The 26,238-nt window shown below is 46.8% G+C and carries 34 protein-coding genes and 1 pseudogene; 26 read left to right on the top strand and 9 right to left on the bottom strand.

Going from position 1 to position 26,238, the window contains the following annotated elements:
* The 3 genes from CVD19_RS01915 to CVD19_RS01905 are packed head-to-tail and all read left to right on the top strand — an operon-like array spanning position 1 to position 2,383.
* Positions 1-966: an MBL fold metallo-hydrolase gene (locus tag CVD19_RS01915; protein WP_101580175.1), complete on the top strand. Its 966-nt coding sequence runs from the start codon at positions 1-3 to the stop codon at positions 964-966.
* Between the two features lie 7 nt (positions 967-973).
* On the top strand, positions 974-1,771 hold the full coding sequence (locus tag CVD19_RS01910) for an SDR family NAD(P)-dependent oxidoreductase (protein WP_101580285.1): 798 nt from the start codon (positions 974-976) through the stop codon (positions 1,769-1,771).
* Between the two features lie 54 nt (positions 1,772-1,825).
* Positions 1,826-2,383 (top strand): hypothetical protein, encoded by a 558-nt coding sequence (locus tag CVD19_RS01905; protein ID WP_101580174.1) that lies wholly within the window; start codon positions 1,826-1,828, stop codon positions 2,381-2,383.
* A gap of 44 nt (positions 2,384-2,427) precedes the next feature.
* Here the strand turns inward: CVD19_RS01905 and CVD19_RS01900 are convergent, their stop codons facing one another.
* Entirely contained in the window at positions 2,428-2,670 is a 243-nt protein-coding gene (locus CVD19_RS01900) for a YqzH family protein (protein ID WP_101580173.1), read from the bottom strand.
* Positions 2,671-2,853: 183 nt separating this feature from the next.
* Between CVD19_RS01900 and CVD19_RS01895 the strand changes: the two genes are divergently transcribed.
* Both CVD19_RS01895 and CVD19_RS01890 read left to right on the top strand, forming a co-directional pair.
* Positions 2,854-4,113, top strand: coding sequence for a Y-family DNA polymerase (locus CVD19_RS01895; protein WP_101580172.1), 1,260 nt, complete (start codon positions 2,854-2,856; stop codon positions 4,111-4,113).
* Between the two features lie 20 nt (positions 4,114-4,133).
* Complete coding sequence (locus tag CVD19_RS01890; RefSeq protein ID WP_101580171.1) at positions 4,134-4,481, top strand: YolD-like family protein; 348 nt, start codon at positions 4,134-4,136, stop codon at positions 4,479-4,481.
* Positions 4,482-4,542: 61 nt separating this feature from the next.
* Here CVD19_RS01890 and CVD19_RS01885 read toward each other — a convergent pair whose 3' ends face one another.
* Positions 4,543-4,758, bottom strand: a complete 216-nt coding sequence (locus CVD19_RS01885) for a CDGSH iron-sulfur domain-containing protein (protein ID WP_101580170.1) — start codon at positions 4,756-4,758, stop codon at positions 4,543-4,545.
* A 133-nt stretch (positions 4,759-4,891) separates the two neighbouring features.
* On the opposite strand from CVD19_RS01885, the gene CVD19_RS01880 reads away from it, so the two are divergent.
* Both CVD19_RS01880 and CVD19_RS01875 read left to right on the top strand, forming a co-directional pair.
* Positions 4,892-5,221: an iron-sulfur cluster biosynthesis family protein gene (locus CVD19_RS01880; protein WP_101580169.1), complete on the top strand. Its 330-nt coding sequence runs from the start codon at positions 4,892-4,894 to the stop codon at positions 5,219-5,221.
* Positions 5,222-5,336: 115 nt separating this feature from the next.
* Entirely contained in the window at positions 5,337-5,882 is a 546-nt protein-coding gene (locus CVD19_RS01875) for a hypothetical protein (RefSeq protein WP_101580168.1), read from the top strand.
* A 55-nt stretch (positions 5,883-5,937) separates the two neighbouring features.
* Here CVD19_RS01875 and CVD19_RS01870 read toward each other — a convergent pair whose 3' ends face one another.
* The 3 genes from CVD19_RS01870 to CVD19_RS01865 form a co-directional block, all read right to left on the bottom strand.
* A complete protein-coding gene (locus tag CVD19_RS01870; RefSeq protein ID WP_101580284.1) occupies positions 5,938-6,891 on the bottom strand; it encodes an alpha/beta hydrolase in 954 nt (317 codons plus the stop codon).
* A gap of 110 nt (positions 6,892-7,001) precedes the next feature.
* Positions 7,002-7,133, bottom strand: a complete 132-nt coding sequence (locus tag CVD19_RS25275) for a hypothetical protein (protein ID WP_257984992.1) — start codon at positions 7,131-7,133, stop codon at positions 7,002-7,004.
* A gap of 67 nt (positions 7,134-7,200) precedes the next feature.
* Positions 7,201-8,106: a hydroxymethylglutaryl-CoA lyase gene (locus CVD19_RS01865; protein WP_101580167.1), complete on the bottom strand. Its 906-nt coding sequence runs from the start codon at positions 8,104-8,106 to the stop codon at positions 7,201-7,203.
* A gap of 144 nt (positions 8,107-8,250) precedes the next feature.
* Here CVD19_RS01865 and CVD19_RS01860 point away from each other — a divergent pair, with 144 nt between their 5' ends.
* From CVD19_RS01860 to CVD19_RS01840, 5 genes are all read left to right on the top strand, one after another.
* Positions 8,251-9,438 carry an acetyl-CoA C-acetyltransferase gene (locus CVD19_RS01860; protein WP_101580283.1) on the top strand — a complete coding sequence of 396 codons (1,188 nt, stop codon included), beginning with the start codon at positions 8,251-8,253 and terminating at the stop codon, positions 9,436-9,438.
* A gap of 95 nt (positions 9,439-9,533) precedes the next feature.
* A complete protein-coding gene (locus CVD19_RS01855; protein WP_101580166.1) occupies positions 9,534-10,223 on the top strand; it encodes a CoA transferase subunit A in 690 nt (229 codons plus the stop codon).
* A 20-nt stretch (positions 10,224-10,243) separates the two neighbouring features.
* A complete protein-coding gene (locus CVD19_RS01850) occupies positions 10,244-10,912 on the top strand; it encodes a 3-oxoacid CoA-transferase subunit B (protein ID WP_101580165.1) in 669 nt (222 codons plus the stop codon).
* Positions 10,913-11,049: 137 nt separating this feature from the next.
* Positions 11,050-11,301 (top strand): YqkE family protein, encoded by a 252-nt coding sequence (locus CVD19_RS01845; RefSeq protein WP_101580164.1) that lies wholly within the window; start codon positions 11,050-11,052, stop codon positions 11,299-11,301.
* Positions 11,298-11,840, top strand: coding sequence for a GrpB family protein (locus tag CVD19_RS01840; RefSeq protein ID WP_101580163.1), 543 nt, complete (start codon positions 11,298-11,300; stop codon positions 11,838-11,840). The genes CVD19_RS01845 and CVD19_RS01840 overlap by 4 nt, the downstream gene beginning before the upstream one ends.
* Positions 11,841-12,181: 341 nt before the next feature.
* Here CVD19_RS01840 and CVD19_RS01835 read toward each other — a convergent pair whose 3' ends face one another.
* Positions 12,182-13,096 carry an aldo/keto reductase gene (locus CVD19_RS01835; RefSeq protein WP_101580162.1) on the bottom strand — a complete coding sequence of 305 codons (915 nt, stop codon included), beginning with the start codon at positions 13,094-13,096 and terminating at the stop codon, positions 12,182-12,184.
* A 28-nt stretch (positions 13,097-13,124) separates the two neighbouring features.
* A complete protein-coding gene (mciZ, locus tag CVD19_RS01830) occupies positions 13,125-13,304 on the bottom strand; it encodes a Z-ring formation inhibitor MciZ (protein WP_101580161.1) in 180 nt (59 codons plus the stop codon).
* 73 nt (positions 13,305-13,377) lie between these two features.
* Between mciZ and CVD19_RS01825 the strand changes: the two genes are divergently transcribed.
* From CVD19_RS01825 to CVD19_RS24470, 3 genes are all read left to right on the top strand, one after another.
* The gene (locus CVD19_RS01825) at positions 13,378-13,929 is read left to right on the top strand and encodes an NUDIX hydrolase (RefSeq protein ID WP_101580160.1); all 552 of its coding nucleotides are present in this window, start codon (positions 13,378-13,380) and stop codon (positions 13,927-13,929) included.
* On the top strand, positions 13,930-15,096 hold the full coding sequence (locus CVD19_RS01820; RefSeq protein WP_101580159.1) for an endonuclease Q family protein: 1,167 nt from the start codon (positions 13,930-13,932) through the stop codon (positions 15,094-15,096).
* Between the two features lie 124 nt (positions 15,097-15,220).
* A complete protein-coding gene (locus CVD19_RS24470; RefSeq protein WP_180953472.1) occupies positions 15,221-15,397 on the top strand; it encodes an SE1832 family protein in 177 nt (58 codons plus the stop codon).
* 128 nt (positions 15,398-15,525) lie between these two features.
* On the opposite strand, the pseudogene CVD19_RS01815 reads toward CVD19_RS24470, so the two are convergent.
* Both CVD19_RS01815 and CVD19_RS01810 read right to left on the bottom strand, forming a co-directional pair.
* Positions 15,526-15,958, bottom strand: a pseudogene (locus CVD19_RS01815) (DUF4395 domain-containing protein).
* Positions 15,959-16,232: 274 nt separating this feature from the next.
* Positions 16,233-16,799 (bottom strand): GNAT family N-acetyltransferase, encoded by a 567-nt coding sequence (locus CVD19_RS01810; RefSeq protein WP_101580158.1) that lies wholly within the window; start codon positions 16,797-16,799, stop codon positions 16,233-16,235.
* Between the two features lie 155 nt (positions 16,800-16,954).
* Between CVD19_RS01810 and spoIIM the strand changes: the two genes are divergently transcribed.
* The 11 genes from spoIIM to sigF all read left to right on the top strand — a co-directional run bounded on the left by spoIIM (position 16,955) and on the right by sigF (position 26,175).
* Positions 16,955-17,596: a stage II sporulation protein M gene (gene spoIIM / locus CVD19_RS01805; RefSeq protein WP_101580157.1), complete on the top strand. Its 642-nt coding sequence runs from the start codon at positions 16,955-16,957 to the stop codon at positions 17,594-17,596.
* 120 nt (positions 17,597-17,716) lie between these two features.
* A complete protein-coding gene (gene fur, locus CVD19_RS01800; protein ID WP_101580156.1) occupies positions 17,717-18,181 on the top strand; it encodes a ferric iron uptake transcriptional regulator in 465 nt (154 codons plus the stop codon).
* A gap of 202 nt (positions 18,182-18,383) precedes the next feature.
* Positions 18,384-18,611, top strand: a complete 228-nt coding sequence (locus CVD19_RS01795) for a YqzK family protein (RefSeq protein ID WP_101580155.1) — start codon at positions 18,384-18,386, stop codon at positions 18,609-18,611.
* A 6-nt stretch (positions 18,612-18,617) separates the two neighbouring features.
* Entirely contained in the window at positions 18,618-19,511 is an 894-nt protein-coding gene (gene xerD, locus CVD19_RS01790; RefSeq protein WP_101580154.1) for a site-specific tyrosine recombinase XerD, read from the top strand.
* A 193-nt stretch (positions 19,512-19,704) separates the two neighbouring features.
* Positions 19,705-20,886, top strand: a complete 1,182-nt coding sequence (gene deoB / locus CVD19_RS01785) for a phosphopentomutase (protein ID WP_101580153.1) — start codon at positions 19,705-19,707, stop codon at positions 20,884-20,886.
* A 16-nt stretch (positions 20,887-20,902) separates the two neighbouring features.
* Entirely contained in the window at positions 20,903-21,727 is an 825-nt protein-coding gene (locus CVD19_RS01780; RefSeq protein WP_101580152.1) for a purine-nucleoside phosphorylase, read from the top strand.
* Between the two features lie 127 nt (positions 21,728-21,854).
* On the top strand, positions 21,855-23,159 hold the full coding sequence (locus tag CVD19_RS01775) for a pyrimidine-nucleoside phosphorylase (protein ID WP_101580151.1): 1,305 nt from the start codon (positions 21,855-21,857) through the stop codon (positions 23,157-23,159).
* 133 nt (positions 23,160-23,292) lie between these two features.
* Entirely contained in the window at positions 23,293-24,465 is a 1,173-nt protein-coding gene (locus CVD19_RS01770) for a D-alanyl-D-alanine carboxypeptidase family protein (RefSeq protein ID WP_101580150.1), read from the top strand.
* A 147-nt stretch (positions 24,466-24,612) separates the two neighbouring features.
* Positions 24,613-24,963: an anti-sigma F factor antagonist gene (spoIIAA, locus tag CVD19_RS01765; protein WP_101580149.1), complete on the top strand. Its 351-nt coding sequence runs from the start codon at positions 24,613-24,615 to the stop codon at positions 24,961-24,963.
* Positions 24,963-25,403 carry an anti-sigma F factor gene (gene spoIIAB / locus CVD19_RS01760; protein ID WP_101580148.1) on the top strand — a complete coding sequence of 147 codons (441 nt, stop codon included), beginning with the start codon at positions 24,963-24,965 and terminating at the stop codon, positions 25,401-25,403. The genes spoIIAA and spoIIAB overlap by 1 nt, the downstream gene beginning before the upstream one ends.
* A gap of 13 nt (positions 25,404-25,416) precedes the next feature.
* Complete coding sequence (sigF, locus tag CVD19_RS01755; RefSeq protein WP_101580147.1) at positions 25,417-26,175, top strand: RNA polymerase sporulation sigma factor SigF; 759 nt, start codon at positions 25,417-25,419, stop codon at positions 26,173-26,175.
* The last annotated feature ends 63 nt before the right edge of the window (positions 26,176-26,238 follow it).

Raw genomic sequence — 26,238 nt, 5'->3', positions numbered from 1 at the left:
ATGACTGAATGGAACAACGGGATAGCTAAATTGACATTGCCCACGCCATTTCCAGTGGGGGACGTCAATACTTATTTGGTGAAAGGAGACCGGCTAAGCCTTGTGGACGTCGGACCTAAAACAGAGGAAGCCTGGGAAGCGTTAAAATCCCAATTGGCGGAATTGCATTTAAAACCGGAAGATATAGAACAGGTGATTTTAACCCATCACCACCCGGACCATGCCGGCCTCCTTGATTTTTTTCCTCCTTCGATGGAAGTGTACGGCCATCCCGTCAATGAACGGTGGATAAACCAGACAAGTGGTTTTATGGTGGAGCATGACGAGTTTTATGCACACTTGTTCCATCAGTTCGGTATACCAGAGGAATATTTGTTGCCAACAGCAAAACGGATGAAATATACTTTGCGTTTCTCCTGCAATCGCTCTTTGACAGGGGATCTGCTTGAAGATCAAACCCCGCCAGGCCTTGAAGGCTGGACGGTCCTGGAGACGCCGGGCCATGCCCGGAGCCATATTGCTCTTTTAAGGGAAAATGATGGAGTGCTGATCGGCGGTGACTTGCTGCTTGCCAGCATTTCGCCAAATCCGCTCATCGAGCCGCCGCTTGCAGGCGAAACCGGACGCCCGAAATCGCAGCTGCAATATAATGATTCTTTAAAAAAGCTGCTCGATTACCCAATCGGTATGGTGTATGCCGGCCATGGACAGGAAATCATAAACGTGGAGGAGCTGATAAACAAAAGACTCGTCCGTCAGCATGAACGGGCGATGCAGGTAAAACAATACCTCGAAGGGCAGACGCTGACCGTGTTTGAGATCTGCCGGCTTTTATTTCCGGCTGTTTACGAGAAGGAGCTGTCATTGACAATTTCTGAAACGGTGGCGCAGCTCGATTATTTAGAGTCCCTCGGGGAGATCATGATCAACAGTCATGGGCAGATTTGGCGCTATGCAGCAAAGTGAGGTGAGGATGTTGTCAACAGATCGGCTGAAAGGAAAAAACATTGTCATCACCGGTGCATCCGGGGGAATTGGCGCTGAAATCGCCCGCCTGTGCGCAACGCGCGGCGCGAATCTTGTTTTGCTTGCCCGCAGCATTGATAAATTGAAGTCAATGAAACAAGACCTTACGAAATACGGAGTGCGAGTAGATGTACACCGGCTGGATGTCGCTGATACTGATGCGGTTCAGGCTGTGTTTTCAAAAGTGCTCGCTGACATCGGCCATGTCGATGTATTGGTGAACAATGCCGGTTTCGGCGTCTTTCGCCATGCCCATGAAGCTCCGGTTGATGAAATTAAATCGATGTTTGATGTGAATGTCATCGGGCTGATGGCGTGTACCGGCATGGTGCTTCACGGGATGAGGTCACGCCGCATCGGCCATATTATTAACGTCGCATCACAGGCCGCAAAAATCGCCACGCCTAAATCGAGCGTGTATGCTGCCACAAAGCATGCCGTCCTTGGCTATTCCAACAGCCTCAGGATGGAATTGTCCGATTTGGATGTGTATGTGACGACCGTCAATCCGGGCCCGATCGCGACGGATTTTTTTAATATTGCTGATGAACAGGGAACATATGTCAAAAACATCAAAAGGTTCATGCTCCAGCCTGAATATGTCGCAAAACAGGTCGTGGACCGGATGCTGACACCGGTGCGGGAGATCAATCTGCCGCGCTGGATGAATGCGGGCAGCATTATTTATTCGCTGTTTCCTCGAACATTTGAACGGCTCGGAAAACGGGCGTTCAACCAAAAATAATCTGAAACTTCAAGCTCCGCGCTTCCGTCAAACAAGATGAGAGGTGATGAGCGAGTGAAGAACAGAGTGTTCGCCGTCTTTGCTGCGTCTTTGCTGTTTGCAGGCGGGTGCGGCAAAGCGGATCAAGGTTCAGGTACAGGTTCAGCGCCGCCAGCACAGCAAGCCCGGGGGCAAACAGGATTTATCTCCGCTGTGTCGGAAAAGCAAACCTTGATTAACGATGTTTATTACGGAATTGATAATAAAACAGAGCTTCTTACCGACGGGGGAAAGAAACTGTCTGCTGAAGAGCTGGCCGTCGGCATGAAGGCGGAGGCCTGGAATGACGGAACGGTCCTGGAGTCTTTTCCCGCGAAGGCCAAGGCGAAAAAAATAGTTGTGTTTACCGATAACGAAAGTGAAAGGCTGCGCGAGGGAATTGCCGAGATCGTCCGCCATATAGAAGCCGAGGCAGGCAAGAATGTCATCATCCATAGTGTCCAGCTGGCCGGTGATGGAAAAAGTGTCACTGTTGATGCAACCAGCATGATCACTGTTGACATAACTAGCATAACGCCACAACGCGCTAATTGGAATTACGATTTTACTACTAAACAAGTCTCGAAAAACTAGAACATCAAAAGGCTGTCCATGTGGACCGCCTTTTGATGTTCTTTTCAATTTGTCAAATACTCATAGACTGCATCATTGATGATATCGTGCAGGTCCGCTCCTGGTTCGTTCGCCTTCATTTCGGCTATTTTTCGGCATAATATTTTATAATCCTGTTCGTTCAGCGGCAGCTCATCTGACTCATGCCGGTACTGCCGGAAACATTTTTCGATCATTTTCCGTATCAATTTTTCGTCCACGTCATGCACCTCAATTCCCATTATACAGATTTCCATAATGGTCAGCATTCTCCATGAAATCCTGATTTAAGGAATTTCGTCGTAAAATTCCCATTGAAACAGAACGCATATTCGCTTAATATTATGGGTATAATGATATAGAACAAACGTTCCTGTTTATTCCAGCAGTCTCAGTTCGAAATTGGGAACAAAAAGTGTTACATATGTTGTACAGCAAGGAGGAACACAACAATGATTGACTACAGCAGCATGCCCCGAAACCACATTTTATGCATTGATATGAAGAGCTTTTTCGCCAGTTGCTCTGCGGTTATGTACGGGCTTGATCCTCTGAACTGTTATCTGGCTGTTGCCGCAAACCTGGATCGTCCCGGGAGTGTCGTCCTTGCAGCTTCCCCCCGCCTGAAAAAAGAATTTGGCATCAAAACCGGTTCGCGCATGTTTGAAATACCGAAAGACCCAAAAATCAAGGTAGTCGAGCCTAAAATGGCAACTTACTTAAGGATCTCCACAGAAATCTCCAAGGTATTCAACCGCTATGTGCCAAAGGAAGCAATCCATACGTACAGCGTTGACGAAAGTTTCATAAAAGTGGACGGGGCGATCAAGATGTGGGGCGGTGCTTTCACGATCGCCGAAAAAATAAAAGATGATATTGAGCGGGAATTCCAGCTGCCGTGCGCAATCGGGATCGGGCCAAACATGCTGATGGCAAAGCTGTGCCTCGACCTTGAGGCGAAACATCGTGGCATTGCCGCCTGGACTTATGACGATATCCCCTCGAAGCTCTGGCCGGTGTCACCGCTGAGCGACATGTGGGGGATCGGCCGCCGGGTCGAGAAAACATTGAACAGCATGGGGATTTTTACAGTCGGGCAGCTGGCCCGTTATGATCTGGAGAAACTTGAAAAAAAGTTCGGCATCATGGGCAACCAGCTCTATCACCATGCTTGGGGAGTCGATCTTTCCGATCTGGGTGCCCCGATCATGGAAGGGCAGATCAGCTTCGGCAAAAGCCAGATCTTGCTGCGCGATTATAAAGAAGAAGAGGAAATTAAACATGTCATCCTCGAAATGTGCGAGGAAGTGGCACGCCGGACCAGGAACCATCGGAAAGCAGGCCGCACTGTAAGCCTCGGGATCGGCTACAGCCAGGATGAATTCGGCGGGGGCTTCCACCGCTCGCGGACCGTCGCGGAACCAACCAACGTCACAATGGACATTTACCGTGTCTGCCTGGAGCTGTTCGATGAAAATTATACTGGAAAAGCAGTGCGCAGCATTTCCCTCGCCCTTGGCAACCTTGTCGACGACAACGAATTTCAGCTCAACCTTTTCGATGTGGACGGCTGGAAAAAACGGGAGCTTGGATACACAATGGACAAAATCCGGCGCCGGTTTGGCCCGGCGGCCCTGCTGCGGGCGGTGTCCTATACAGCTGCTGGAACGACGCGCCGCCGGGCCGGGTTGGTCGGCGGACATAAAGGCTAATATGGGAAGGGGAGGACAAAATGATTCGTGACCGGGGAAGGATCAAATGGACAGCAATGATGCTGCCTGAGCATGTGCAGTTCCTCCGGGACTGGGCAAAGGAAGATACATACGATGCAGAAAGGGAGATCGATGAACAGCAGCTTGAGTTAATGAATGAAACGATTTCGCGAGCAATGGAATTTAACAGCCCGGTCGCAATTACCCATTACCGGAACCGCCAGTATGAGCTGGTGATAGGAAAAATCCATTACTGCGACGAATTAGGGAAAAAACTGCACGTCGTTGACCGGTTTGGGGAAATCCACCGCATCCAGATTTCAAGCATGGCCGATGTACGGGAGGTTGAAGATCGGCCGGTTGGCTGAAAGAACGAGAAAAAAAGCAGTGGGAAGAAAATAAATCCCATTGCTCCTGAAACGGCAGATATTATTCAGCATCCTCCGGTTTTGGTGCCCGCACGACCGATTGGAAAATTCCTTTATGGGAGCCGTCGCAAAATGGCTTGTTCTTACTCAGGCCGCATCGGCACAATGAAAATGTCGGCTTTGTCGGAAACACATTCCCTTCTGCATCGACCAGCTCGACATCCCCGGTTATCCTTAGCGATCCGTTGTCATTTACTTTGATTTGCACCTTTGACATATAAAACCACTCCTTCACAAAATTGGCACAATTTTAACTTGATGGTAAAAGGAAACAGCGAAAAAAGCAAATATAAAGAATAAATGACACACTATGCTACAATCAGGTTATGAACACCTAAGGGGGTTGCAACATGGAAATCATGATTACAGAGACGGCCCAGCAGAAGCTGGCAGAAAAAACAACTGGACGAGCTGGTTATATCAAGCTGAAATATGATACAGATGGCTGCGGATGTGCCGTAAACGGTGTGGCTGCCCTATGGCTGGTCGACAAGCTTGAAGAGAATGACGAGGAAATTGCAACGGACATCACGCCAATCTACATCGAAAAATCAAAAATGGTTTTTTTCGATGGCCAAATGACGATTGATTTTAATGAAGCCGCAAACTGTTTTCAGCTGAAAAGCCCAAATGAGTATATAAATCCGCGGATGAGCTTTGTCGACACGACTGAGAGATAACCCGGAAGTCCACCAGCCTGCTCCTGTAAAATTAGTAGTTTACAATAATGTAAAAAATAGGTTTTAATGGGAATATGCGATCACATACAAAGAAAAGATGGATCAGGAGGGAAAAATGGGGAAAGTCAGGTTTGCGGCTATTTTGGCATTCAGTTTATTGCTGCTCGCAGCATGTAATTATGCTTCTTTGGATGAAGCCATACAAAAAGATATCCCTTTTAACATAAAACAAATCGTACATAAAGAGAAAGTCGAAAAAGGCACGATCGTATTTTATACAACGAGGCAAAAGGACGGCTCGGAAAAGTTTGACGCTCTTGCTGCAGCTTTCTTGACCGGAAACGACAAAGGCGGCTGGGAAAATGCCGGGCATAACCATTGGGTATATTATAAGCATGAATTTATGACCCAATATGCCGATGTATTCCATCTCTACACGCCGAAAGGCAAGCTGGAGGCCAACATCCCGGTGATTTTTGGCAGGATTAACAGTGCCGACATCACAGCGGTGGAGGTGGCTGGTGCCGATCAACAATTTACAAAAGCAACGATTATCGAAAAAGGGAAGCAAAGGTACTACTATGCAGTCGGCGATTATAAAATCGCGCGCGGTTTGTCCAAAGACGGCACTGAGTTAAGCCGGCAGGGGGAACTGCAATGAAAAATGGCCTGGGAATGGGAACCCAGGCCATTTTTATATTGCCAGGATCCGGAAATCATACCGGCGCTTCGGCATGATACCCCTGGGCACGGAAGTTATTATTCTTGAAGACAAACTCCTCAAGAAAGGCATCAATGGCCATTTCGTATTCTTCACGGTTTTCATTATATGACTGGGCATGGAGCCCATTCTCGGCGAAGAACAGTTTTTTGGGGCCCTGTTTGAGATCGAACAGGGTCTCTGTCATATAAGGCAGGATAAAGTCGTCTTTTCGGCTGTGTATGAATAAAACTGGCTTTTTTATATTTTCAATGACGGAAACGGGGGACACCTCGCGCAAAGAGTATTTGTCACGAATCCGCAGCAACAAGGTTGCGATTGGCAGCAGCATACGCGGAGGCAATTTTACTTCTTCTTTGACCCTGTACGCCAGTTGTTCTTTAAAATCGGAAAACGGACAGTCGGCAATATAAAAGTCTGCACCGTCTTCAAGCATGCCGGCATACAGGAGCAGAGTCGCCGCCCCCATTGATTCGCCGTGGATGCCAAGGAAAAAGCCGGGCTCTTTTTCTTTTTTTAACCAGTCGACGACCGCCTTTAAATCAAATTTTTCATAATAACCATAGCTGGTCGTCTTCCCGCCTGATTCACCGTGCCTGCGGTGGTCATAGATAACCGCATTAAAACCACGTTCAAGAAAGAGGTTCATGTATTTAATCGAAGAGAATTTATTCTGAGTAACCCCGTGGCAAAAAATCACGTAACGGTTTGTCTCGTGGGGCTCAACAAGTACAGCACTCAAGGAGTATCCGAAATCGGAAGGGATCAGGATTTCCTTTTTCGGCAATGCCTCATACTCGCCGGGAACGAGATGGCCGGCATCTTTTTCCCGTTGAAAAATCAGCTCATCATCCTTCTTTTTAATGAACATGATCCTGTTTGTAAAATAAACTCCGACGGATAAAATGAACAGCAGAAATGAAAAAAGATAACGGAACGCTTTCTTCAAAGCAAGACCCCCGACAAAAAGTTTTATCTTTATTTTAACATATAGTGCTGCCGACACAAAAAAGCCGCCTCAGCAAGCGGCATAGATCAGGCGGGAAGCATCCCCGCCAGTTATTTTTTCGTATTGTCCCGGTTAGTCGGGTGGATCGCTTTGTCCAGGTCTTCGGCAGCAATCATTTGCTTAACATCATTGCTGTTTGGCTTGCCTTTCTGCCTATATCCCTTTTCCCGCTTCTGGCTCATCATCCTGGCTCCCTTCTCATAGGCTTTACCTATAAGATGAGTCACCTGGGCAGCAGTTATGCAAAAACTATACTTTTACCGCATTAAGCCTGTAATAAGTACTTTCAATCGGCCGGGAAAGATGGGGCTCGATAATTCCGACGGCATTCACAATTTTCTCCAGGTCGATGCCGGTCCGGATCCCCATCCGGTGAAGCATATAGACGACATCTTCTGTAGCTGCGTTGCCGGCCGCCCCGGGCGCAAACGGACAGCCGCCCAGCCCCCCCGCCGACGTATCAAACCTGGTAATACCGGCCTGAAGAGCTGCGAATATATTGGCCAGGGCAAGCTTGCGGGTATCGTGAAAATGGGCTGTTATCATCTTTTCGGGAAATTCCGTGACCAGCCTGGAGAACAGCGAATAGGACTCATCCGGAGAAGCCATGCCGATCGTGTCGGCAACACTCAGTTCATCTGCTCCCGCCAGGACAAACTCCCGGCACAAGGACACTGCAGCATCCTCAGTTACCTTTCCTTCATAAGGGCAATAAAAAGCAGTAGAAATGCAAGCCCTTACAAAAAAGCCTTTATCTTTCAATTCACCGATCAACGGCTTCACCTCAGCCATGCTATCAGCTGTTGCTTTGTTGATGTTTTTCTTGTTAAAGCTGTCGCTCACGCCCACGAACACCGCAACCGCTTTGAAGCCGGTCATATATACCCGTTCAATTCCTTTTTTGTTCGGGGCGAGGACAATGTTTCTTGTCACTTCTTCAAGGCAGCCGGCTGCAATTTCAGCAGCGTCCGACATTTGCGGAACCCATTTTGGTGAAACGAAAGAAGTCAGTTCCATTTCACTAATACCAGCCTCCCTGAGCGCCAGGATAAACTGCTTTTTTACTTCGGTGGGAACAAATGACTTCTCATTCTGCAGACCGTCTCGCGGCCCTACTTCGATAATCGTCACTTGACCGGGAAGATGAAGTGCCATAGTTTTCCCTCCTTTTTCATAATTCAATTGTAGAGGGAATATTTTAAGAAGTGCAAGTTATATTAAAATTTTGACAAAATAAAAGGAATTATCTGTTTTCAATAGAACTATATGTATATGAAAAAAGGTGAAAGGATGAGGCATGTGGCACAAACGGAAGCAGTAATTGTAAGCGCTGTCCGTACAGCGATCGGAAGCTTCAACGGAAGCTTGAAAGATGTTCCGGCTGTGGAATTGGGGGCGGTCACCATAAGGGGGGCGCTCGAAAAAGCAGGTGTAAAACCTGACCAAATTGATGAAGTAATCATGGGGAATGTTTTGCAGGCCGGTCTCGGGCAAAATCCTGCCAGGCAGGCTGCAATTAAAGCGGGACTGCCTGAAAGTGTGCCGGCAATGACAATTAATAAAGTGTGCGGATCAGGGCTGAAAGCGGTGCATCTTGCAGTCCAGGCAATCATTGCCGGGGATGCTGAAATCGTTGTTGCCGGTGGAATGGAAAATATGAGCCAGGCACCGTATTTGTTGAGGGATGCCAGGAATGGTTTTAAAATGGGTGACCAAAAGCTTGTTGACAGCATGATTTCGGATGGCCTCTGGTGTGCTTTTAATGATTACCATATGGGAATCACTGCGGAAAATTTATGTTCGAAATTTGAAATCAGCCGTGAGGAGCAGGATGAGTTTGCTGCCGCGAGCCAGGAAAAAGCCGCTGCAGCGATTGAAGCAGGGAAGTTTAGAGAAGAAATTGTGCCTGTCAGCATTCCACAGCGGAAAGGGGATCCAATCATATTTGATACTGACGAATACCCGAAAAAAGGAACAACTGCCGAAAAACTGTCTGGTTTGCGTGCCGCCTTTAAAAAAGACGGCAGTGTAACGGCCGGGAATGCTTCGGGTATCAATGACGGGGCTGCCGCAGTCATTGTCATGGGCAGGCAGAAGGCAGAAGAGCTCGGAATAAAGGCGCTGGCCGTCATCAAAGGAAACGCCAGTGCCGGCGTAGACCCAAGCATTATGGGAATCGGGCCCGTAATGGCAGTCAAAAAAGCGCTTGAAAAATCGAAATTGTCGTTGGAAGAGATTGAGCTGATCGAGGCAAATGAGGCCTTTGCAGCACAGTCGCTTGCTGTGGACAGGGAGCTGAATTTTAATAAAGAAATATTGAACGTGAACGGCGGTGCAATCGCGCTTGGCCATCCAATCGGTGCTAGCGGTGCCAGGATCCTTGTGACACTGCTCCATGAAATGAAACGAAGGAACGCGAAAACCGGGCTGGCAACCCTTTGTATCGGAGGCGGCCAGGGCGCAGCGACAGTCGTGGAGCTGGCGTAACGTCAACGCTGATTGGCTAGAAGTCTATCAATGCGAGCGTTTCAAACCCAGGGAAGTAAGTAATGCAAAAGGCATTTATAAAAGGAGGTCATTGCATGAAGAAATTTTGCACTTCTTTTCAGGAAGCAGTGGCAGACATCCATGACGGGGCAACTCTCATGGTCGGCGGATTCGGGCTTTGCGGAATACCGGAGAACCTGATTCTTGCGCTGGTCGAGAAGGGCGTGACGGATTTGACTGTCATTTCGAATAACTGCGGTGTCGATGACTGGGGGCTCGGCCTTCTCCTGCAAAATAAACAAATTCGTAAAATGGTAGGCTCCTATGTTGGTGAAAATAAAGAGTTTGAAAGGCAGGTTCTCTCCGGTGAGATTGAGGTGGAACTCATTCCGCAAGGTACGCTCGCGGAAAAAATCAGGGCCGGGGGTGCCGGAATCCCCGCTTTCTATACACAGGCCGGAGTGGGAACGCCAATCGCAGAAGGAAAAGAAACAAGGTTTTTCAATGGAAAGGAATACTTGCTTGAAGAGGCCCTGACCGCCGATTTCAGCCTTGTTCGCGCGTGGCAGGGCGACCGGATGGGAAATCTTGTTTACAATAAAACGGCGCGGAATTTTAACCCAATGATCGCCGCAGCCGGAAAAACTACGATCGCGGAAGTGGAAAATCTGGTGGAGACAGGGGAATTGGACGCAAATGCAATCCACACACCGAGTATATATGTGCACTCAATCATCCCGGGTGTCCAGGAAAAACGGATTGAAAGGCTCACCGTTACAAGCTGACCATGAAAGGAGAGGGGTTCATGATCCAAAACAAGGGGAATGTCCGTGAAAAAATCGCCATTCGGGCCGAACGTGAAATCCAGGACGGCTTTTATGTCAATCTCGGCATCGGGATGCCCACGCTCGTCGCCAATTATATTTCCAGTGATAAACAGGTTGTCCTCCAGTCTGAAAACGGGCTTCTCGGTATCGGTCCTTATCCGTCAGAAAATGAAGTGGACCCGGATTTGATCAATGCCGGGAAAGAAACAGTCACCGCTATTCCTGGCGCAGCCTATTTTGACAGTGCTGAATCATTTGCGATGATCCGGGGCGGCCATGTCAACATCGCCATACTAGGGGGGATGGAGGTTTCCGAATCTGGTGATCTGGCAAACTGGATGATTCCTGGCAAAATGATTAAAGGGATGGGCGGGGCAATGGATCTTGTCCACGGTGCCCAGAAAATCATCGTCATTATGGAACATGTCAATAAAAACGGTGATCCGAAGATTTTGAAAAACTGCAGCCTGCCGCTCACCGGAAAGGGTGTGGTGAACCGGATCATCACCGACCGGGCTGTAATCGACGTCACTCCATTCGGTTTGAAGCTCATCGAGGTAGCGAAAGGATATACTGTTGATGATGTAATCCGTTCAACAGAACCGGAGCTCCAGGTTGATGAAGCTGTAGCTACTGACGCATATTAAATTCATTGATAGAAGGAGCGCCTGCTGTTGGGCGTTTCTTTTGTTTTTGGCACCGTGTGCTGGACATGCAGAGGATTTCAAACAGAGGTATTGTAGTGCTATAATTCTATTTAAATTAATAATAAAGAGGGAATTATATGAAGAAAAAACAGGCAAAAAGACAGACACAAGCAAAAAAAGAAGAAAAGCCGGTCACACTTGGGGACATGATAAACCAGGATGTGATGGCCCGGCTGAATGAGGCCAAACAGAAATTAAAAGAGGATGAAGAACGGCAAAGACTGCAAGAGGAATTTCGTAAAAAAGAAGAAAGAAGGCTAAAAGAGAAAAATAAATCATTCGAGGAGCTGCTATCCGAGAGTGGGCTCGACTGGAAGAAGTTCAAATGACAAGGAGAAAAGTAGAGGTGGTGCCGTACTCTCATGAATGGGTGCGGCTATTTGAGCATGAATCGGAACTCCTGCACCATGTCTTCTATCCGCATAACGTTGATATCCATCATATCGGCAGCACCTCAGTTCCGGGCTTGAGTGCGAAGCCAATCATCGATCTTCTCCTTGAGGCAGATGAAATAAGCATGGTTGATTTCGCGACACCTGCGCTTGAAAAGACAGGCTTTGTCGGGAAGGGTGAAAACGGATTGCCAGGACGCCGCTATTTCTATAAATTGGACGAGGCCGGAAACCGGCTTTTCCACTTACATGCGTATGCAAACGGGAACCCGGAAATCGTAAGACACCTTGCGTTCAGGGATTATCTTCGGGCCCATCCAGATGAGGCTTTAAGGTATCAGGAAGTAAAAGAGAGGGCCGCCAGTGCTTATACATACGATATTGAAGCGTACATCGCGGAAAAAGCGCCAATTGTTGAGCAACTGGAGAGAAGGGCACTTGATCGAAACTCTTCCTGGAAAAAAATAATTAAATAACTAAAACCATGGGGCTATTTTCATAGAGTTGCTGATATTTTTTTATGAAACCATTCAGAAGCTATCGTAGGCTGGCCTAAGACACAGAATTAATTCACAATATATGTAAATAAGTTTCGGAGGGCATCAATATTAAGCGAAAAATAACATTAATTAAGCGATAAACCCGATATTTAAGCGAAACTTTTAAGAATTAAGCGAAAACTGACCACATTTAAGCGAAAGTCCAATCCGCGTATTTAGAATGGGTCTGCAGCTATGAACCTTAAACTAGGTTCATTTTTAATGCACTATAAATAGAGCACCCACACGTGGTGGATGCTCTGCTTATTTATGAAAGATCAGCGGTGCTCCTTGTAGCGGTTCGGTTTTGTCATCGATTGAATCAGTTCAACCTCATCCCGGGTCAGAGTGCTGCCTTTTACTGCATGGGCGTTCTCCCTGACCTGTTCCACTGTGCTTGCCCCTGTAACAACGGATGCGACCGCAGGATTCGCCAGGTTATACTGCAGGGCCACTTCATTCAGGGGCCTGTCCGCAGCCAGCCTCTCTTTCAGGACAGGAAGCAGATCCTTCAATTCTTCATAAGTGTAATCAAGGAAGCCTTGCCCTTTTTCAGCCTTTTCAAGCATGCGATTGCTTAACAGACCTTTTGCAACTGACCCCCTTGCCATTACGCTGATTCCATGTTCATGCAGCAATGGGAGTGCTTCTTCCTCGGGCCGGCGGTCAAGGATGCTGTACTGCATCATTACTGAAACGATATTGGATTTTTCGATATATTTCTGGATCACATTCGGCCTGATTGAGGAAATTCCGTACTGCCGGATATAACCTTCCTCTTTCAGTTCCTCGAATGCTTCAATTGTTTCCTCAATCGGGTCCTCAATCGTGCCCCCGTGCAGCTGGTAAAGGTCAATATAATCCGTGTGCAGGCGTTTAAGGCTCTGCTTGACTGCTTCCTTAATATATTGTTTCGATGGGTCCCAGCTCCACCCGTCTCTTGCCTCATTCCAGCGGTTGCCGGCTTTTGTGGCAATGATGACCTTGTCCCGGACACTTTTGAGAGCCAGTCCGACCAGCTTCTCGTTTTCACCGAAATCATATAAATCAGCCGTGTCAAAATAATTGACACCTTCATCCAGGGCGGCCTCAACAACCTGCTTTGCATGCTTTTCAACTGTCCCAAGCGACATGCAGCCAAGCCCCATCTCACTGACATATAAATCTGATTTTCCTAGTTGCCGTTTCTTCACACGGTTCACTCCCGTTCCATCATGATGTTTATATTTTAGCGAAAGAAGCGGCTTTACCACAACTTTTGCGAACGGGTTGAGTGTTAGAAACAGAGGTAACCCAATCCTGGACGAGCATATGGTCCCTGCTGTATTCCTTCAATTTGCGTTTTACCTCCCATGCTTTCCCCGCCAGGACTATACCCTTTTCGTGAACATACACCTTCACGCCCCTGCTCCTTTCGGTTAAGTATGGTAAAATGTATGAGCAATGAATATCGGATTAGAACAGGAGTGGACAAATGAACCCGCTAGAGGAAAAAACATTAAAAACCGACCATATTTATTCCGGCAGAGTGATAAGCGTGCAAGTGGACGAAGTAGAGCTGCCGAACGGGAAAACGTCGAGCCGGGAAATTGTGAAGCACCCTGGGGCAGTGGCTGTCATCGCCGTTACTGCAGACAATAAAATAGTCATGGTTGAACAATATAGAAAAGCATTGGAGAAGACGACTGTCGAAATTCCGGCGGGGAAGCTGGAAAAAGGGGAAAAGCCCGAAATGTGCGCGATCCGCGAAATGGAAGAAGAGACTGGATATGAATGCGGGAGCATTGACTGGGTGACGTCATTTTATACAGCACCGGGGTTTACGGATGAAATCATCCATATTTATGAGGCAAAGGGGCTTTCCAAGAAAGAGAATGCGGCCGGGCTTGATGAAGATGAATTTGTGAACCTGATCGAGGTCACTATCGAGGAAGCTTTACAGCTTGTGAAGGAACAGAGGATACATGATGCAAAGACTGTGTACGCGGTCCAGTACCTGCAGCTGCGCCAGGCACAGGGAAAGTAGATGAACCAATACTTTGCCGACTTCCATATCCATATTGGACGCACTAAATCTGGGCGGGCTGTGAAAATCACCGGTGCCAAAACTTTGACCTTTTCGAACATCATTGAACATGCCCGCGGCAAAAAAGGGCTGGATATGATCGGAATCATTGATTGCCATTCACCTGAGGTTTTGCTGGAGATGGAGGAGCTGATGGATCTCGGGGAATTGAAGGAACACCCAGATGGAGGCGTGATGTACGGCGGGATGAGCATCATTCCGGGTTCGGAGTTGGAGATCAATGATGAACATACATTAGGGCCTGTCCATGTTTTATGTTTTTTCCCATTCATTAAAACGATGAAAGATTTTTCTGCCTGGCTCTCCGGGCATTTGAAGAATATCAATTTAAGTTCCCAACGGGTTTACATATCAGGAAAAGAACTGCAGGAGAAGGTAAAGGAGCTGGGAGGCTTATTTATACCTGCTCATGTGTTCACCCCGTTTAAAAGCCTTTACGGCAAGGGGGTCCGTTCCTCTCTTTCTGAAGTGTTTCATACTGATCTGATTGACGCCATTGAACTGGGCCTGAGCGCGGATACAAAAATGGCTGACCGGCTTGGGGAATTGCAGCAATATTCTTTTTTGACGAACTCTGACGCCCACTCACTCGCCAAGATTGCCAGGGAATACCAGGAAATCGAGATGGCGCAGCCTTCATTCCTGGAACTTGAAAAAGCATTGAAACATGAGGAAGGCAGGAAGGTTGCGGCGAACTACGGGCTCGACCCTTTGCTTGGCAAGTACCATCGGACAGTATGTGCCAGTTGCTTTGCGCCATTTGCAGCCGGTGCTGCTGCCTGCCCAGCCTGTGGCCACCCTAAATTCATCAAGGGTGTTGCAGACCGCATTACCGAACTGAAGACTGCAGACAAAGGCCCGGAATCAAGGCCGCCATATTTCCATCAGGTCCCGCTTCAATTCATCCCGGGGCTCGGCCCGAAAATGCTTGATAGGCTCCTTGACCACTTTGGAACGGAAATGGCAGTTCTCCACGAAGTTCCATTCAGTGCGCTGAAAGAGACAGTGCCTGAATACATCGCTGATATGATCATGAAAGCCCGTGCAGGAAAGCTGAACGTCCATGCAGGCGGAGGCGGCAAGTATGGCAAAATCATAGACGCATAACCACCGGTTCTACTAAAAATCAATAATTAAACGATTCATGTGTCTGTTGTGTGTACACAAGGTGTTTAATGCACATTTTTATTGAACTTCTTTATTTAGGCAACTGAAGGGTGTGAGCCAGGAAATGAATAAAAAAGATATTGAGTACAGAATTTCAGAGTTAAAGGACGAATATACACAGCTGCAACATAATCTGGAAAAATTGGAGAACGTGCAAGGGAATCTATCCCCCTTGGAGAAACGGCTATCCGCAATTGAACAGGAATTGCATTCCCTTAATGAAATGATGCGTAAAATGTAGATTTAAAAAGGCAGTGCATGCGCAATTATCTGACAGCTGACCCACTAGACAGCAAGAACTCATTAAGCGAGGGAATTTCCATGCCGGAAATTCCCTCGTTTTTTAAGTTCCTCATTTTTCATAAGCCCTCAGTGCTGGCTTCCCATTTTTCTTTTTGCGCGTAATCTAATTAGCTGGAAGCGGATAAAGCAGCCGATGCAAAAACCCAGAATGGCAACAAATGCTGCGAGGGCCACCATAGCTGTAAAAGCATGGCCAAGGATATGGTGGCCTGTTGCATAAGACAGCAATCCTCCAGTAAGGCAAACGACAGCGATGACTTGATTAAACTGCTGTTGATCCCAATCTTCCGGAATATAGGCTGATGGATCTTTTTTCAAAAAGGATTTCGCTGCCCTCATAATTGGATTGAAACCAAAGATAAGGCCCATTAAGCCTGCAGCAAGTGGAATGGCTAAAACACACGATGCCAGTAATCCAAGTACATAAAACACTAATCACAATAAACCATTGATTGGCTCTGACGAGCGGGCGGGGAATCGAACGTACGGTTTGTGTCATTAAATCCGACCTTTCACATAGACTTTGTAAACATTTTACTAACTTTTCTGTCATTTGTGAAGTATGAAGTTCTGGCCGGTGAAATGTCCTTCATAAGGTGATGATGGAAAAAATCAGGTGCTGGACAGAGAAATGTCCAGCAAAATTAGAGTCGTATATGGTCACTAGAAGGTTCCCAAGAATCCTATGATTGTTAAACTCAAAATAAATAAAAGAAAGCACTAGGCGTGACTGATCAGTGGTTCGTTACGTCGGGTCCTTCATGATTATTTAATTACTTCTCAGTCACTTTCGCGAAAATGCAAGTGTCACGCAGTGCAGTTCCATCTGCAGTAAGGGAATTGTTTCGCAATATGCCCTCGAGGTTAAATCCGAGCTTTTCGGCTATTCTTCTGCTGGCGGTGTTATTAGGGTCACACCGTATTTCTACCCGGTTTGCTGCCAGATGATCGAAAGCGAATTTGGTCAAAGTTTCAACTGTTTCGGTTATGTATCCATTCTTTTGGTGACGGGAATCGCACCAGTAGCCAATCTCGAATTTACGGACGTCCCAGTCAATCCTGTGCAACCCTGTTGACCCTACAAATGCATCGCCATCCTTGCGGTAAATGTTCAGGCGAAAGTCTTCCCGCATAATGAACTTGGCATACGCTTCCCTTATTCCTGCCTCGACTTCTTCCGCTGGCCGTGATACTTGTGCGAAGGGCAGCCACTTCAATAACTCTTGCCGCGAGGCTTCGATGGCGTCATGCACTACATTTCCATCCCCTGGCCTGCATGGCCTGATGTACAGCCGTTCCGTTTCAATTCTCTCAGGAAACTCTACAAGCACTGGTTTCATTTCATCAACCGCCTTCCCCTTAAATTGTTAAATATTATATCCCTGGCGATATTTGAAAACAAGTGAATTTTTTAATAGTTTTGTGAACTGTGAAAGTCATAGATTATATGTCCAGGCATACAATTTTAATAACAAATCCTGCAGGAGGAAGAACGATGAAGAAAAGAAAGTACCACAATGCCGCAGCAAATCATTTACGTGAATATTCCTCAATCTACCTATTTGTGATCGTGTTATTTTTAATGGGGGTCATCTTTGGGGCAGTCATTGTCAACAGCCTCAGTTTTACCCAAAAAGAAGATCTATTCTATTATTTATCCCAATTTTTTGGCCAGGCATCCCAGGGGAAAGTAGCGGAAACCGGCGATTTATTTGTCCAGAGTTTTTTTCATAACAGTAAATTCATCGGGTTGATCTGGCTGCTCGGAATATCGGTCATTGGCCTTCCTGTGATTCTTATCCTATTATTCATGAAGGGAATGGTTGTCGGTTTCACGGTCGGATTTCTTGTGAACCAAATGGGCTGGGATGGATTTTTGCTTTCTTTCGTATCGATCCTTCCGCAGAATTTTATCATCATTCCCGTTTTTATAGTGACCGGGGCACTTGCCGTTACTTTTTCATTGAAAATGGTCCGGAACCAGTTTATGAAAAAAGTAAACCAGCCAGTTCTGCCGCTGTTTGCCCGGTATATGCTGGTGTTCCTGTTTGCGGTAGTGTTTCTGATGGCAGCAGCAGGGATTGAAGCTTACGTTTCCCCTGCATTAATGAAAACAGTCATTCAATCGGCAAATTAAATTAAAATCGTTATTTAATAATAATGACTACAGGTTCTTGTTTGTAATAATTTTATTTTGAATCTCCCCTGCCTTCTGATATAATAAATACTGACAGTGGCGGGGAGTGAGACTATCAGTATGGAAAACAGAATTGAGAGAATCAAAAAACAGCTGCATTCATCGAGCTACAAACTGACGCCGCAGCGAGAAGCAACCGTACGCGTTTTATTGGAAAATGAGGAAGATCATTTAAGCGCAGAGGATGTATATCTGCTCGTTAAAGAAAAATCTCCTGAAATTGGCCTTGCAACAGTTTACCGGACACTCGAATTGCTGACAGAATTGAAAATAGTCGATAAAATTAATTTTGGAGACGGAGTATCCCGTTATGACCTTCGCCAGGAAGGGGCAGCCCATTTTCATCACCACTTGGTGTGCATAGAGTGCGGGGCTGTCGATGAAATACAGGAAGATCTGCTTGAGGATGTTGAAGAAGAAGTAGAACGCAGGTGGAATTTTAAAATTAAAGACCACCGGCTCACCTTCCATGGCATTTGTTATCGGTGCCAGGAAAAAGTAGAAAAAGAGGAAGATGCAAAATGAATGAAAAACCTTTTCTCGGTAAATGGGAGAAGGTTTTTTTGGTGCTCTGGGCCGTCAAATGGCTGAGCCCGGTACTGCTGCCCCGAGCTATCATATGTTAATATCAGGCATATTTACCGTTTCCCGCAAGCTTTGAAAGGTATATTTCTTGTCCAATCTGGCATACCCTGTATTAACAAAGACATTTCGGGGGACAGGATCAATGAAATCATGGCTGGGAATAGTATTCCATACAATAAAAGTATTTATCTTATTCACAGGATGCACAATCCTTTTTTATTATGGTATTATGTGGGTTAACGAAGAATATCAGAATTACCATCGTTACGATGCACCCGAAGGAGCGGCTTTAAAGGTGTCGGGCTCTGCTTCATCTGACGGGGGATCATTGCTGGACCGGCTTATATTGTTTTATTTGAATGGGGAGTAATCAATCATGGACGACCGTCTTAAAGACTTTATCCATTTTTTAATTGTTGAAAAGGGATTATCCAGAAATACAATCATGGCTTATGAACGTGATTTGAAAAGTTACCTGAAATTTTTAAAGGGGTCGGAAGGCGTGCAGGACTTGAATGAGGTCCAGCGATTACAAATCATCCAGTTCCTGGCGAAGCTGAAGGATGAAGGGAAATCTTCAAAAACTCTGGCGAGGCATGTAGCCTCAATACGGGCATTTCATCAATTCCTGCTTCGAGATAAAGCAGTCGGGCACGACCCTACGGTACATATTGAAAGCCCCCAGCTTGAACGGTCACTGCCTAAGGTGTTAAGCCTTCAAGAGGTGGAGACATTGCTGGAAACCCCAAAGCTGAAGGACCATTTTGGCTACCGGGATAAAGCGATGCTGGAAATCCTTTATGCGACCGGCATGAGGGTGAGTGAATTAATTGGTTTGAATTTAGGTGATGTCCATTTAACGATGGGCTTCGTCCGCTGTATTGGAAAAGGGAACAAGGAACGGATCATCCCAATTGGCAAAACGGCCGCCAAAGCGCTGGAGCAATATCTGGAAAAGGCCAGGCATAAATTTGTGGCAAAGAACCACAGCGATGATGCACTATTTTTGAATCTCCGGGGCATGCGGCTCACACGCCAGGGGTTTTGGAAAATTTTGAAGGGGCTGACCATTGAAGCTGGAATTACGAAGGAATTGACACCGCATACTCTCCGCCATTCATTTGCGACCCATCTGCTTGAAAATGGCGCCGATCTTCGGGCAGTCCAGGAAATGCTGGGGCATGCGGATATTTCCACAACCCAAATTTACACCCATGTTTCGAAAACGAGATTAAAAGATGTATATAGCAAATTTCATCCACGGGCTTAATAGGTTCATAGAATTGTCGAAAAGCTGCCGCGTTAATCTGGCAGCTTTTTCTTGTTTTTTAAGGATGACATTTAGTAAAATATAGATGTCAGACTTCTGACAAATACAGATGATAAGATTATTTTCACTCAATAGGGGAACATAAAAATCACCTTTATTTGAAAACGTATTCAATGGCAAGGAGGAGAGTAAATTGACTTCTACATATAATAGGGTCTTTTTAATTGTGATGGATTCAGTAGGGATCGGCGAGGCGCCTGACGCAGAAAAATTCGGTGATAAGGGTTCTGATACCCTTGGCCATATTGCCGAGAGGATGGACGGGTTGAACATGCCAAACATGGGCAAGCTCGGCCTCAGCAACATCAGGCAAATCCAGGGGATTGCACCATCTGAAAAACCGCTTTCGTTCTATACTAAAATACAGGAAGCATCCAATGGCAAGGATACAATGACCGGGCACTGGGAAATCATGGGGTTAAACATTGAAACGCCCTTTCGAGTGTTCCCGGATGGATTTCCGGATGAGTTGATTTCGCAGCTTGAAACGCGCACTGGCCGGAAGGTAATCGGAAACAAGCCGGCAAGCGGAACCGAGATTCTCGATGAACTAGGTGAAGAGCACATGAAAACCGGTTCTTTGATCGTTTATACATCGGCTGATTCCGTATTGCAGATTGCAGCGCATGAAGAAATAATCCCAATCGATGAACAATATAGAATCTGCGAAATAGCCAGGGAATTGACGCTGGACGAAAAATATATGGTTGGCCGGGTTATAGCGCGTCCATTCATCGGTCAGCCAGGAAATTTTCAACGGACTGCCAACCGGCATGATTATGCATTGAAGCCGTTTGGCCGCACCGTCATGAATGAATTGAAAGATTCAGGTATTGATGTAATTGCGATCGGCAAGATTTCCGATATTTATGACGGGGAGGGCGTAACCCAAACGCTCCGCACCGTTTCGAATATGGATGGGATGGACAAACTGGTCCAGACGCTGGACCAGGATTTTACCGGACTTAGTTTTTTGAATCTTGTTGACTTTGATGCGCTCTACGGACACCGCAGAGACCCGTATGGCTATGGAAAGGCACTTGAAGAATATGATGCCCGCCTTCCGGAGGTGTTTGACAAATTAAGGGAGGATGATCTTTTGATCATCACGGCAGACCACGGAAATGACCCGGTACATCCAGGCACGGACCATACACGTGAATTTGTGCCTTTGCTTGTTTTTTCAAAAAAATTCAGCCAGGGCAGGGAACTGCCGCTCCGCCAGACATTTGCGGATATCGGTGCTACCATTGCCGATAACTTTGGCGTTAAATTGCCTGATCACGGCCAGAGCTTCTTAAGTGAATTAAAATAAGGAAGGGTGTAATAAAATGAAGTATGAGCAGGTAAAAAATGCAGCGGAATTTTTGTCAGAGAAATTCGGGAACCAGCCGAAAATAGGCCTGATTTTAGGTTCAGGCCTTGGTGTGCTTGCTGATGAGATAGAAAATCCGGTCAAAATCCCTTACAGCCAAATACCCGACTTCCCGGTTTCCACAGTCGAAGGGCATGTGGGACAGCTCGTGTTTGGCCTGTTAAACGACGTATACGTGCTTGTCATGCAGGGCAGGTTTCATTTTTACGAAGGTTACACCATGGATAAAGTGACGTTTCCCGTCAGGGTCATGAAGGAGCTCGGAATTGAATCACTGATCGTCACAAACGCCGCCGGCGGAATAAATGAAAGCTTTTCTCCCGGCGACTTGATGCTTATTACAGACCATATCAATAACATGGGCACAAATCCTTTAATAGGCCCAAATGACTCCCGGTTGGGCGTGCGATTCCCTGACATGAGTGAAGCCTATTCGAAAGAGTATCTTAACGTTGCGAAACAAACCGCGGCAAGATTAAATCTCCAGGTCAGGGAGGGAGTGTACGTCGGAAACACGGGCCCTACATATGAAACTCCTGCTGAAGTAAGGCTTGCCAGGACCCTTGGGGGAGACGCGGTTGGAATGTCCACGGTGCCGGAAGTAATTGTGGCCCGGCATGCCGGGATGAGGGTGCTCGGGATCTCATGCATCTCCAATATGGCAGCCGGCATCCTTGACCAGCCATTAAATCATGAAGAGGTCATCGAAACAACTGAAAAAGTAAGGGCCCAGTTTCTGCTTTATGTGAAGGAACTTGTCAGTGAGCTTGGCTCAATGTGAATTGACGAGGACGGGGTGGCACATTCGCAGCAACATCAGCGGGTGTGCCAAATACGGTTCGAACCGCATCCTCACAATTAACAGGGGTTATTCATTTCAGCCAAATAATAAATAAGTGGTGATAAATATGAGAATGGTTGATTTAATAGAAAAAAAGCGCAACGGCGGGGAATTGGAGACAGCGGAAATCCATTTTATCATCGACGGCTATACTGCCGGCACGATCCCTGACTATCAGGTTAGTGCTTTAACGATGGCGATTTATTTCCGGGGGATGAGCGAGAAAGAACGGGCCGACTTGACGCTGGCCATGGTAAAGTCGGGGGATCAAATTGACCTCTCCAAAATTGACGGCATCAAAGTGGATAAACATTCGACCGGCGGTGTGGGGGACACGACCACCCTTGTGCTTGGCCCGCTTGTTGCTGCAGCAGGCGTGCCTGTCGCAAAAATGTCAGGGCGCGGGCTCGGGCATACAGGTGGAACAATTGACAAGCTGGAATCTGTCAGTGGTTTCCACGTTGAAATAGACAATGAAGATTTTATTAATCTAGTCAATAAAAATAAAATTGCGGTAATCGGGCAGAGCGGCAATCTCACACCGGCCGATAAAAAGCTTTATGCGCTGCGTGATGTGACAGCGACAGTCGAGAGCATACCGCTTATCGCGAGTTCAATCATGAGCAAGAAAATCGCAGCCGGTGCTGATGCAATCGTGCTGGACGTCAAAACAGGTGCAGGGGCATTCATGAAAACTCTCGATGATTCAAGAGAACTTGCAAAAGCAATGGTAAGCATCGGGAACAATGTTGGCCGAAGAACGATGGCGGTCATTTCGGATATGAGCCAGCCTCTCGGGTACGCTATTGGAAATGCACTTGAAGTGAAGGAAGCAATTGATACACTTCGCGGCAACGGACCACAAGACCTGACTGAGCTGTGCCTGACCCTTGGAAGCCATATGGTGTTCCTTGCCGGCAAAGCAGGTTCACTTGCTGAAGCGAGAGGAATTCTCGAACGGGCCATCTCGGATGGCTCAGCCCTTGAGACTTTTAAAGTGTTCCTGAGTTCCCAAGGCGGTGATGCATCGATCGTTGACGACCCATCGAAGCTGCCACAGGCCAATTACACTTTTGAACTGGAAGCAAAAGAAGACGGGTATGTGTCTGAAATCGTCGCTGATGAAGTCGGGACCGCTGCTATGCTGCTTGGGGCCGGGCGCGCGACGAAAGAATCGGAAATCGATCTTGCAGTGGGTCTGGTGCTTCATAAAAAAATTGGGGATCAGGTTAATAAAGGTGAGTCACTGCTTACGATTTACAGCAATTTTGAAGATGTCGGCGAAGTAAAAGAAAAACTGTATCAAAGCATTAAACTTTCATCCAGCCATGTCGACCCTCCGATACTGATTCATGAAGAAATTACCGAGTAACATACATTTTTCATAGCGTCCAAAAAAGCGAAGGACTGAATCCTTCGCTTTTTTGACGTTTTCTTTAACTGGGCTGTATAAAACTGGATTTGTTGGAAAAAATAAACCCATAAAGAATAGGAGGGCTATGGTCATGAAACCGATTAGAGTACTTAGTGCCTTGTTGGCATGCACTTTTATTGCCTCGCTGTTTACACAGGTAACATTCGCAAACCAAAACGACATACAGCTTGTAGATGACGCCAGGTCTGCGATTTTAATCGAGCGGGATACAGGGACAGTTATATACGAAAAGAACAGTAATGAAAAATTGCCTCCAGCAAGCATGACGAAAATAATGACAATGCTGCTGATCATGGAGGCCCTTGATGAAGGAAAGCTTAAAATAGATGAAAAGATCCGCACCAGTGAGTATGCCGCATCAATGGGGGGATCCCAGATTTTCCTTGAGGCGGGGGAGGAAATGACAACAAAACAAATGCTGATGGGAATCGCGGTCGGTTCCGCGAATGATGCGTCGGTTGCCATGGCAGAGCGCCTTGCGGGATCAGAAGAGGCATTCGTAAAAATGATGAATACAAAAGTGAAAGAATTGGGCTTGAAGGATACTGTGTTCAAAAATACGACCGGGCTGCCCACAACAGACCACTACAGCACTGCCCACGATATGGCCATCATGGCAAAAGAGCTTTTAAAGTATGAAGACATAACTAAATACACAGGAACTTATGAGGCTTATTTGCGCGAGAATACCGACAAGAAATTCTGGCTGGTAAACACCAACAGGCTGGTGCGCTTTTACCCAGGCGTAGATGGGCTTAAAACCGGCTTCACAAACGACGCAAAGTATTGCCTGACGGCTACAGCCGAGAAGGGTGGGTTAAGGGCAATTGCGGTTGTATTTGGTGCGCCGACCTCGAAATCCCGGAATGCCCAGATTTCGAAAATGCTTGATTATGCATTCAGCCAGTACGAGTCGCACCCTATGTTTAAAAAAGGCCATCCGCTTGGGAAGGCAGCTATAAGCAAAGGTGAAAAAAAGACAGTAGACGCAGTGACATCCGAACGTATCTCCCTCCTTACGAAAAAAGGGGAGGACGTCAAAGATATTAAACAAACGGTTGTTTTAAGCAAAAAAATCAAAGCCCCCGTCACCAAGGGTGACAAGGTAGGAACATTGAAGCTTGTCAAAGACGGGAAAACCCTGGCAGAATCTCCGCTGGTAGCGGCACAAACAATCAAGAAGGCAGGCTGGTGGGGGCTTTATAAACGATCCTTCGGGATGTTTACAAGAGCAGGTGAATGATTTGCACTAGGCGTGGACTGGCAACTGTCGAATGCCTCCCGTGCTGCGGCTAGTTTTAGCGAAACCCCACTAGTTTTGTCTTTAAGCAGGATTTCAGCCTCGCAGGGGCGAATTTGACTCACTATACCAGAAAAGGAGGCTTGGATAGTGAGTCTTAACATTGTTATGGAACAGAAGCATGATGTGCTTTGCATCCGCTTGAGCGGAGAACTGGACCACCACACAGCGGATGAGCTTCGCGAGAAGGCAACGAAAGCCATCGGGAATCAGGGTGTCCGCCATATTGTGCTCAACCTGGAGCATCTTTCTTTTATGGACAGCTCAGGTCTCGGCGTCATCCTGGGAAGATATAAACAAATCAAACAAGTGCACGGTGAAATGATTGTCTGTGCGATCTCCCCGCCAATTAAAAGGCTATTTGACATGTCGGGTTTATTCAAGATTGTCCGTCTGGAACCGACAGAGGAATACGCTTTAGAAAGATTGGGGGTAGCCTGATGAAGAATGAAATGAGTCTTCAATTTAGCGCATTAAGCCAGAATGAATCATTCGCCCGCGTTGCAGTGGCTGCATTTATAGCCCAGCTCGACCCGACAATGGATGAGCTGACTGAAATCAAGACCGTTGTTTCAGAGGCCGTGACAAATGCTATCATCCACGGCTATGAGAATAAACCGGATGGAGTCGTCTACATTAGCGTAGTACTCGAGGATGGGATGATTGACATGTCCATCAGGGATGAAGGCCTCGGAATCAGCGACATAGAAGAAGCCCGCCAGCCCCTTTATACATCCAAACCTGAACTTGAGAGATCGGGGATGGGTTTTACAATAATGGAAAACTTTATGGATGAAGTTGAAGTAAAATCCGAGCCTGGCTTTGGTACAGAAGTAAGGTTGAAGAAGAACCTTTCAAAGAGCCAAGCGCTGTGCAATTGAGGGAGTAAAGCATATGGATGTGGAGGTAAAAAACGATAACGGAAAAGCCTATTTGAAGGATCACGAAGTAAAAGAACTGATCAAGCGCAGCCAGGGCGGCGACCAGGACGCAAGGGACCTGATCGTGCAGAAAAACATGCGCCTTGTCTGGTCCGTTGTGCAGCGATTTCTGAACCGCGGCTATGAACCTGATGACCTTTTCCAAATCGGCAGCATCGGTCTATTAAAATCGGTCGATAAATTCGACCTTTCCTACGATGTCAAATTTTCCACATATGCGGTCCCAATGATCATCGGTGAAATTCAGCGGTTCATCAGGGATGACGGGACTGTGAAAGTCAGCAGGTCGCTAAAGGAGATGGGCAATAAGATCCGCAAGGCAAAGGATGAGCTGTCCAAGAATCTTGGCAGGATCCCGACAGTGAACGAATTGGCCGAGTTTCTGCAGCTCTCGCCTGAAGAGATCATCCTTGCCCAGGAAGCAAGCCGTACGCCATCCTCCATCCATGAAACTGTCTACGAGAATGACGGTGACCCGATTACCCTGCTGGATCAGATAGATAACGGTGAAGAGGGAAGATGGTTCGACAAGATTGCGCTGAAAGAGGCGATCCGCGAGCTGGATGACCGGGAAAGGCTGATTGTTTATTTGCGTTATTATAAAGACCAGACCCAGTCCGAAGTAGCCTCAAGACTGGGCATATCGCAGGTACAGGTATCACGCCTGGAAAAGAAAATCCTGCAGCAAATGAAAAGCCGCATGGACATATAAATCCATGTGGTTTATTTATTTTCATGTTTTATGATGATCCCCGTGCAAAGCTTGCCTCGCTAA

It is taken from the genome of Bacillus sp. T33-2, from assembly GCF_002860205.1.
Classification (GTDB): Bacteria; Bacillota; Bacilli; order Bacillales; family Cytobacillaceae; genus T33-2.
Note: the sequence above shows the minus strand (reverse complement) of the source record. Positions and strands in the feature narration are given on the sequence as shown.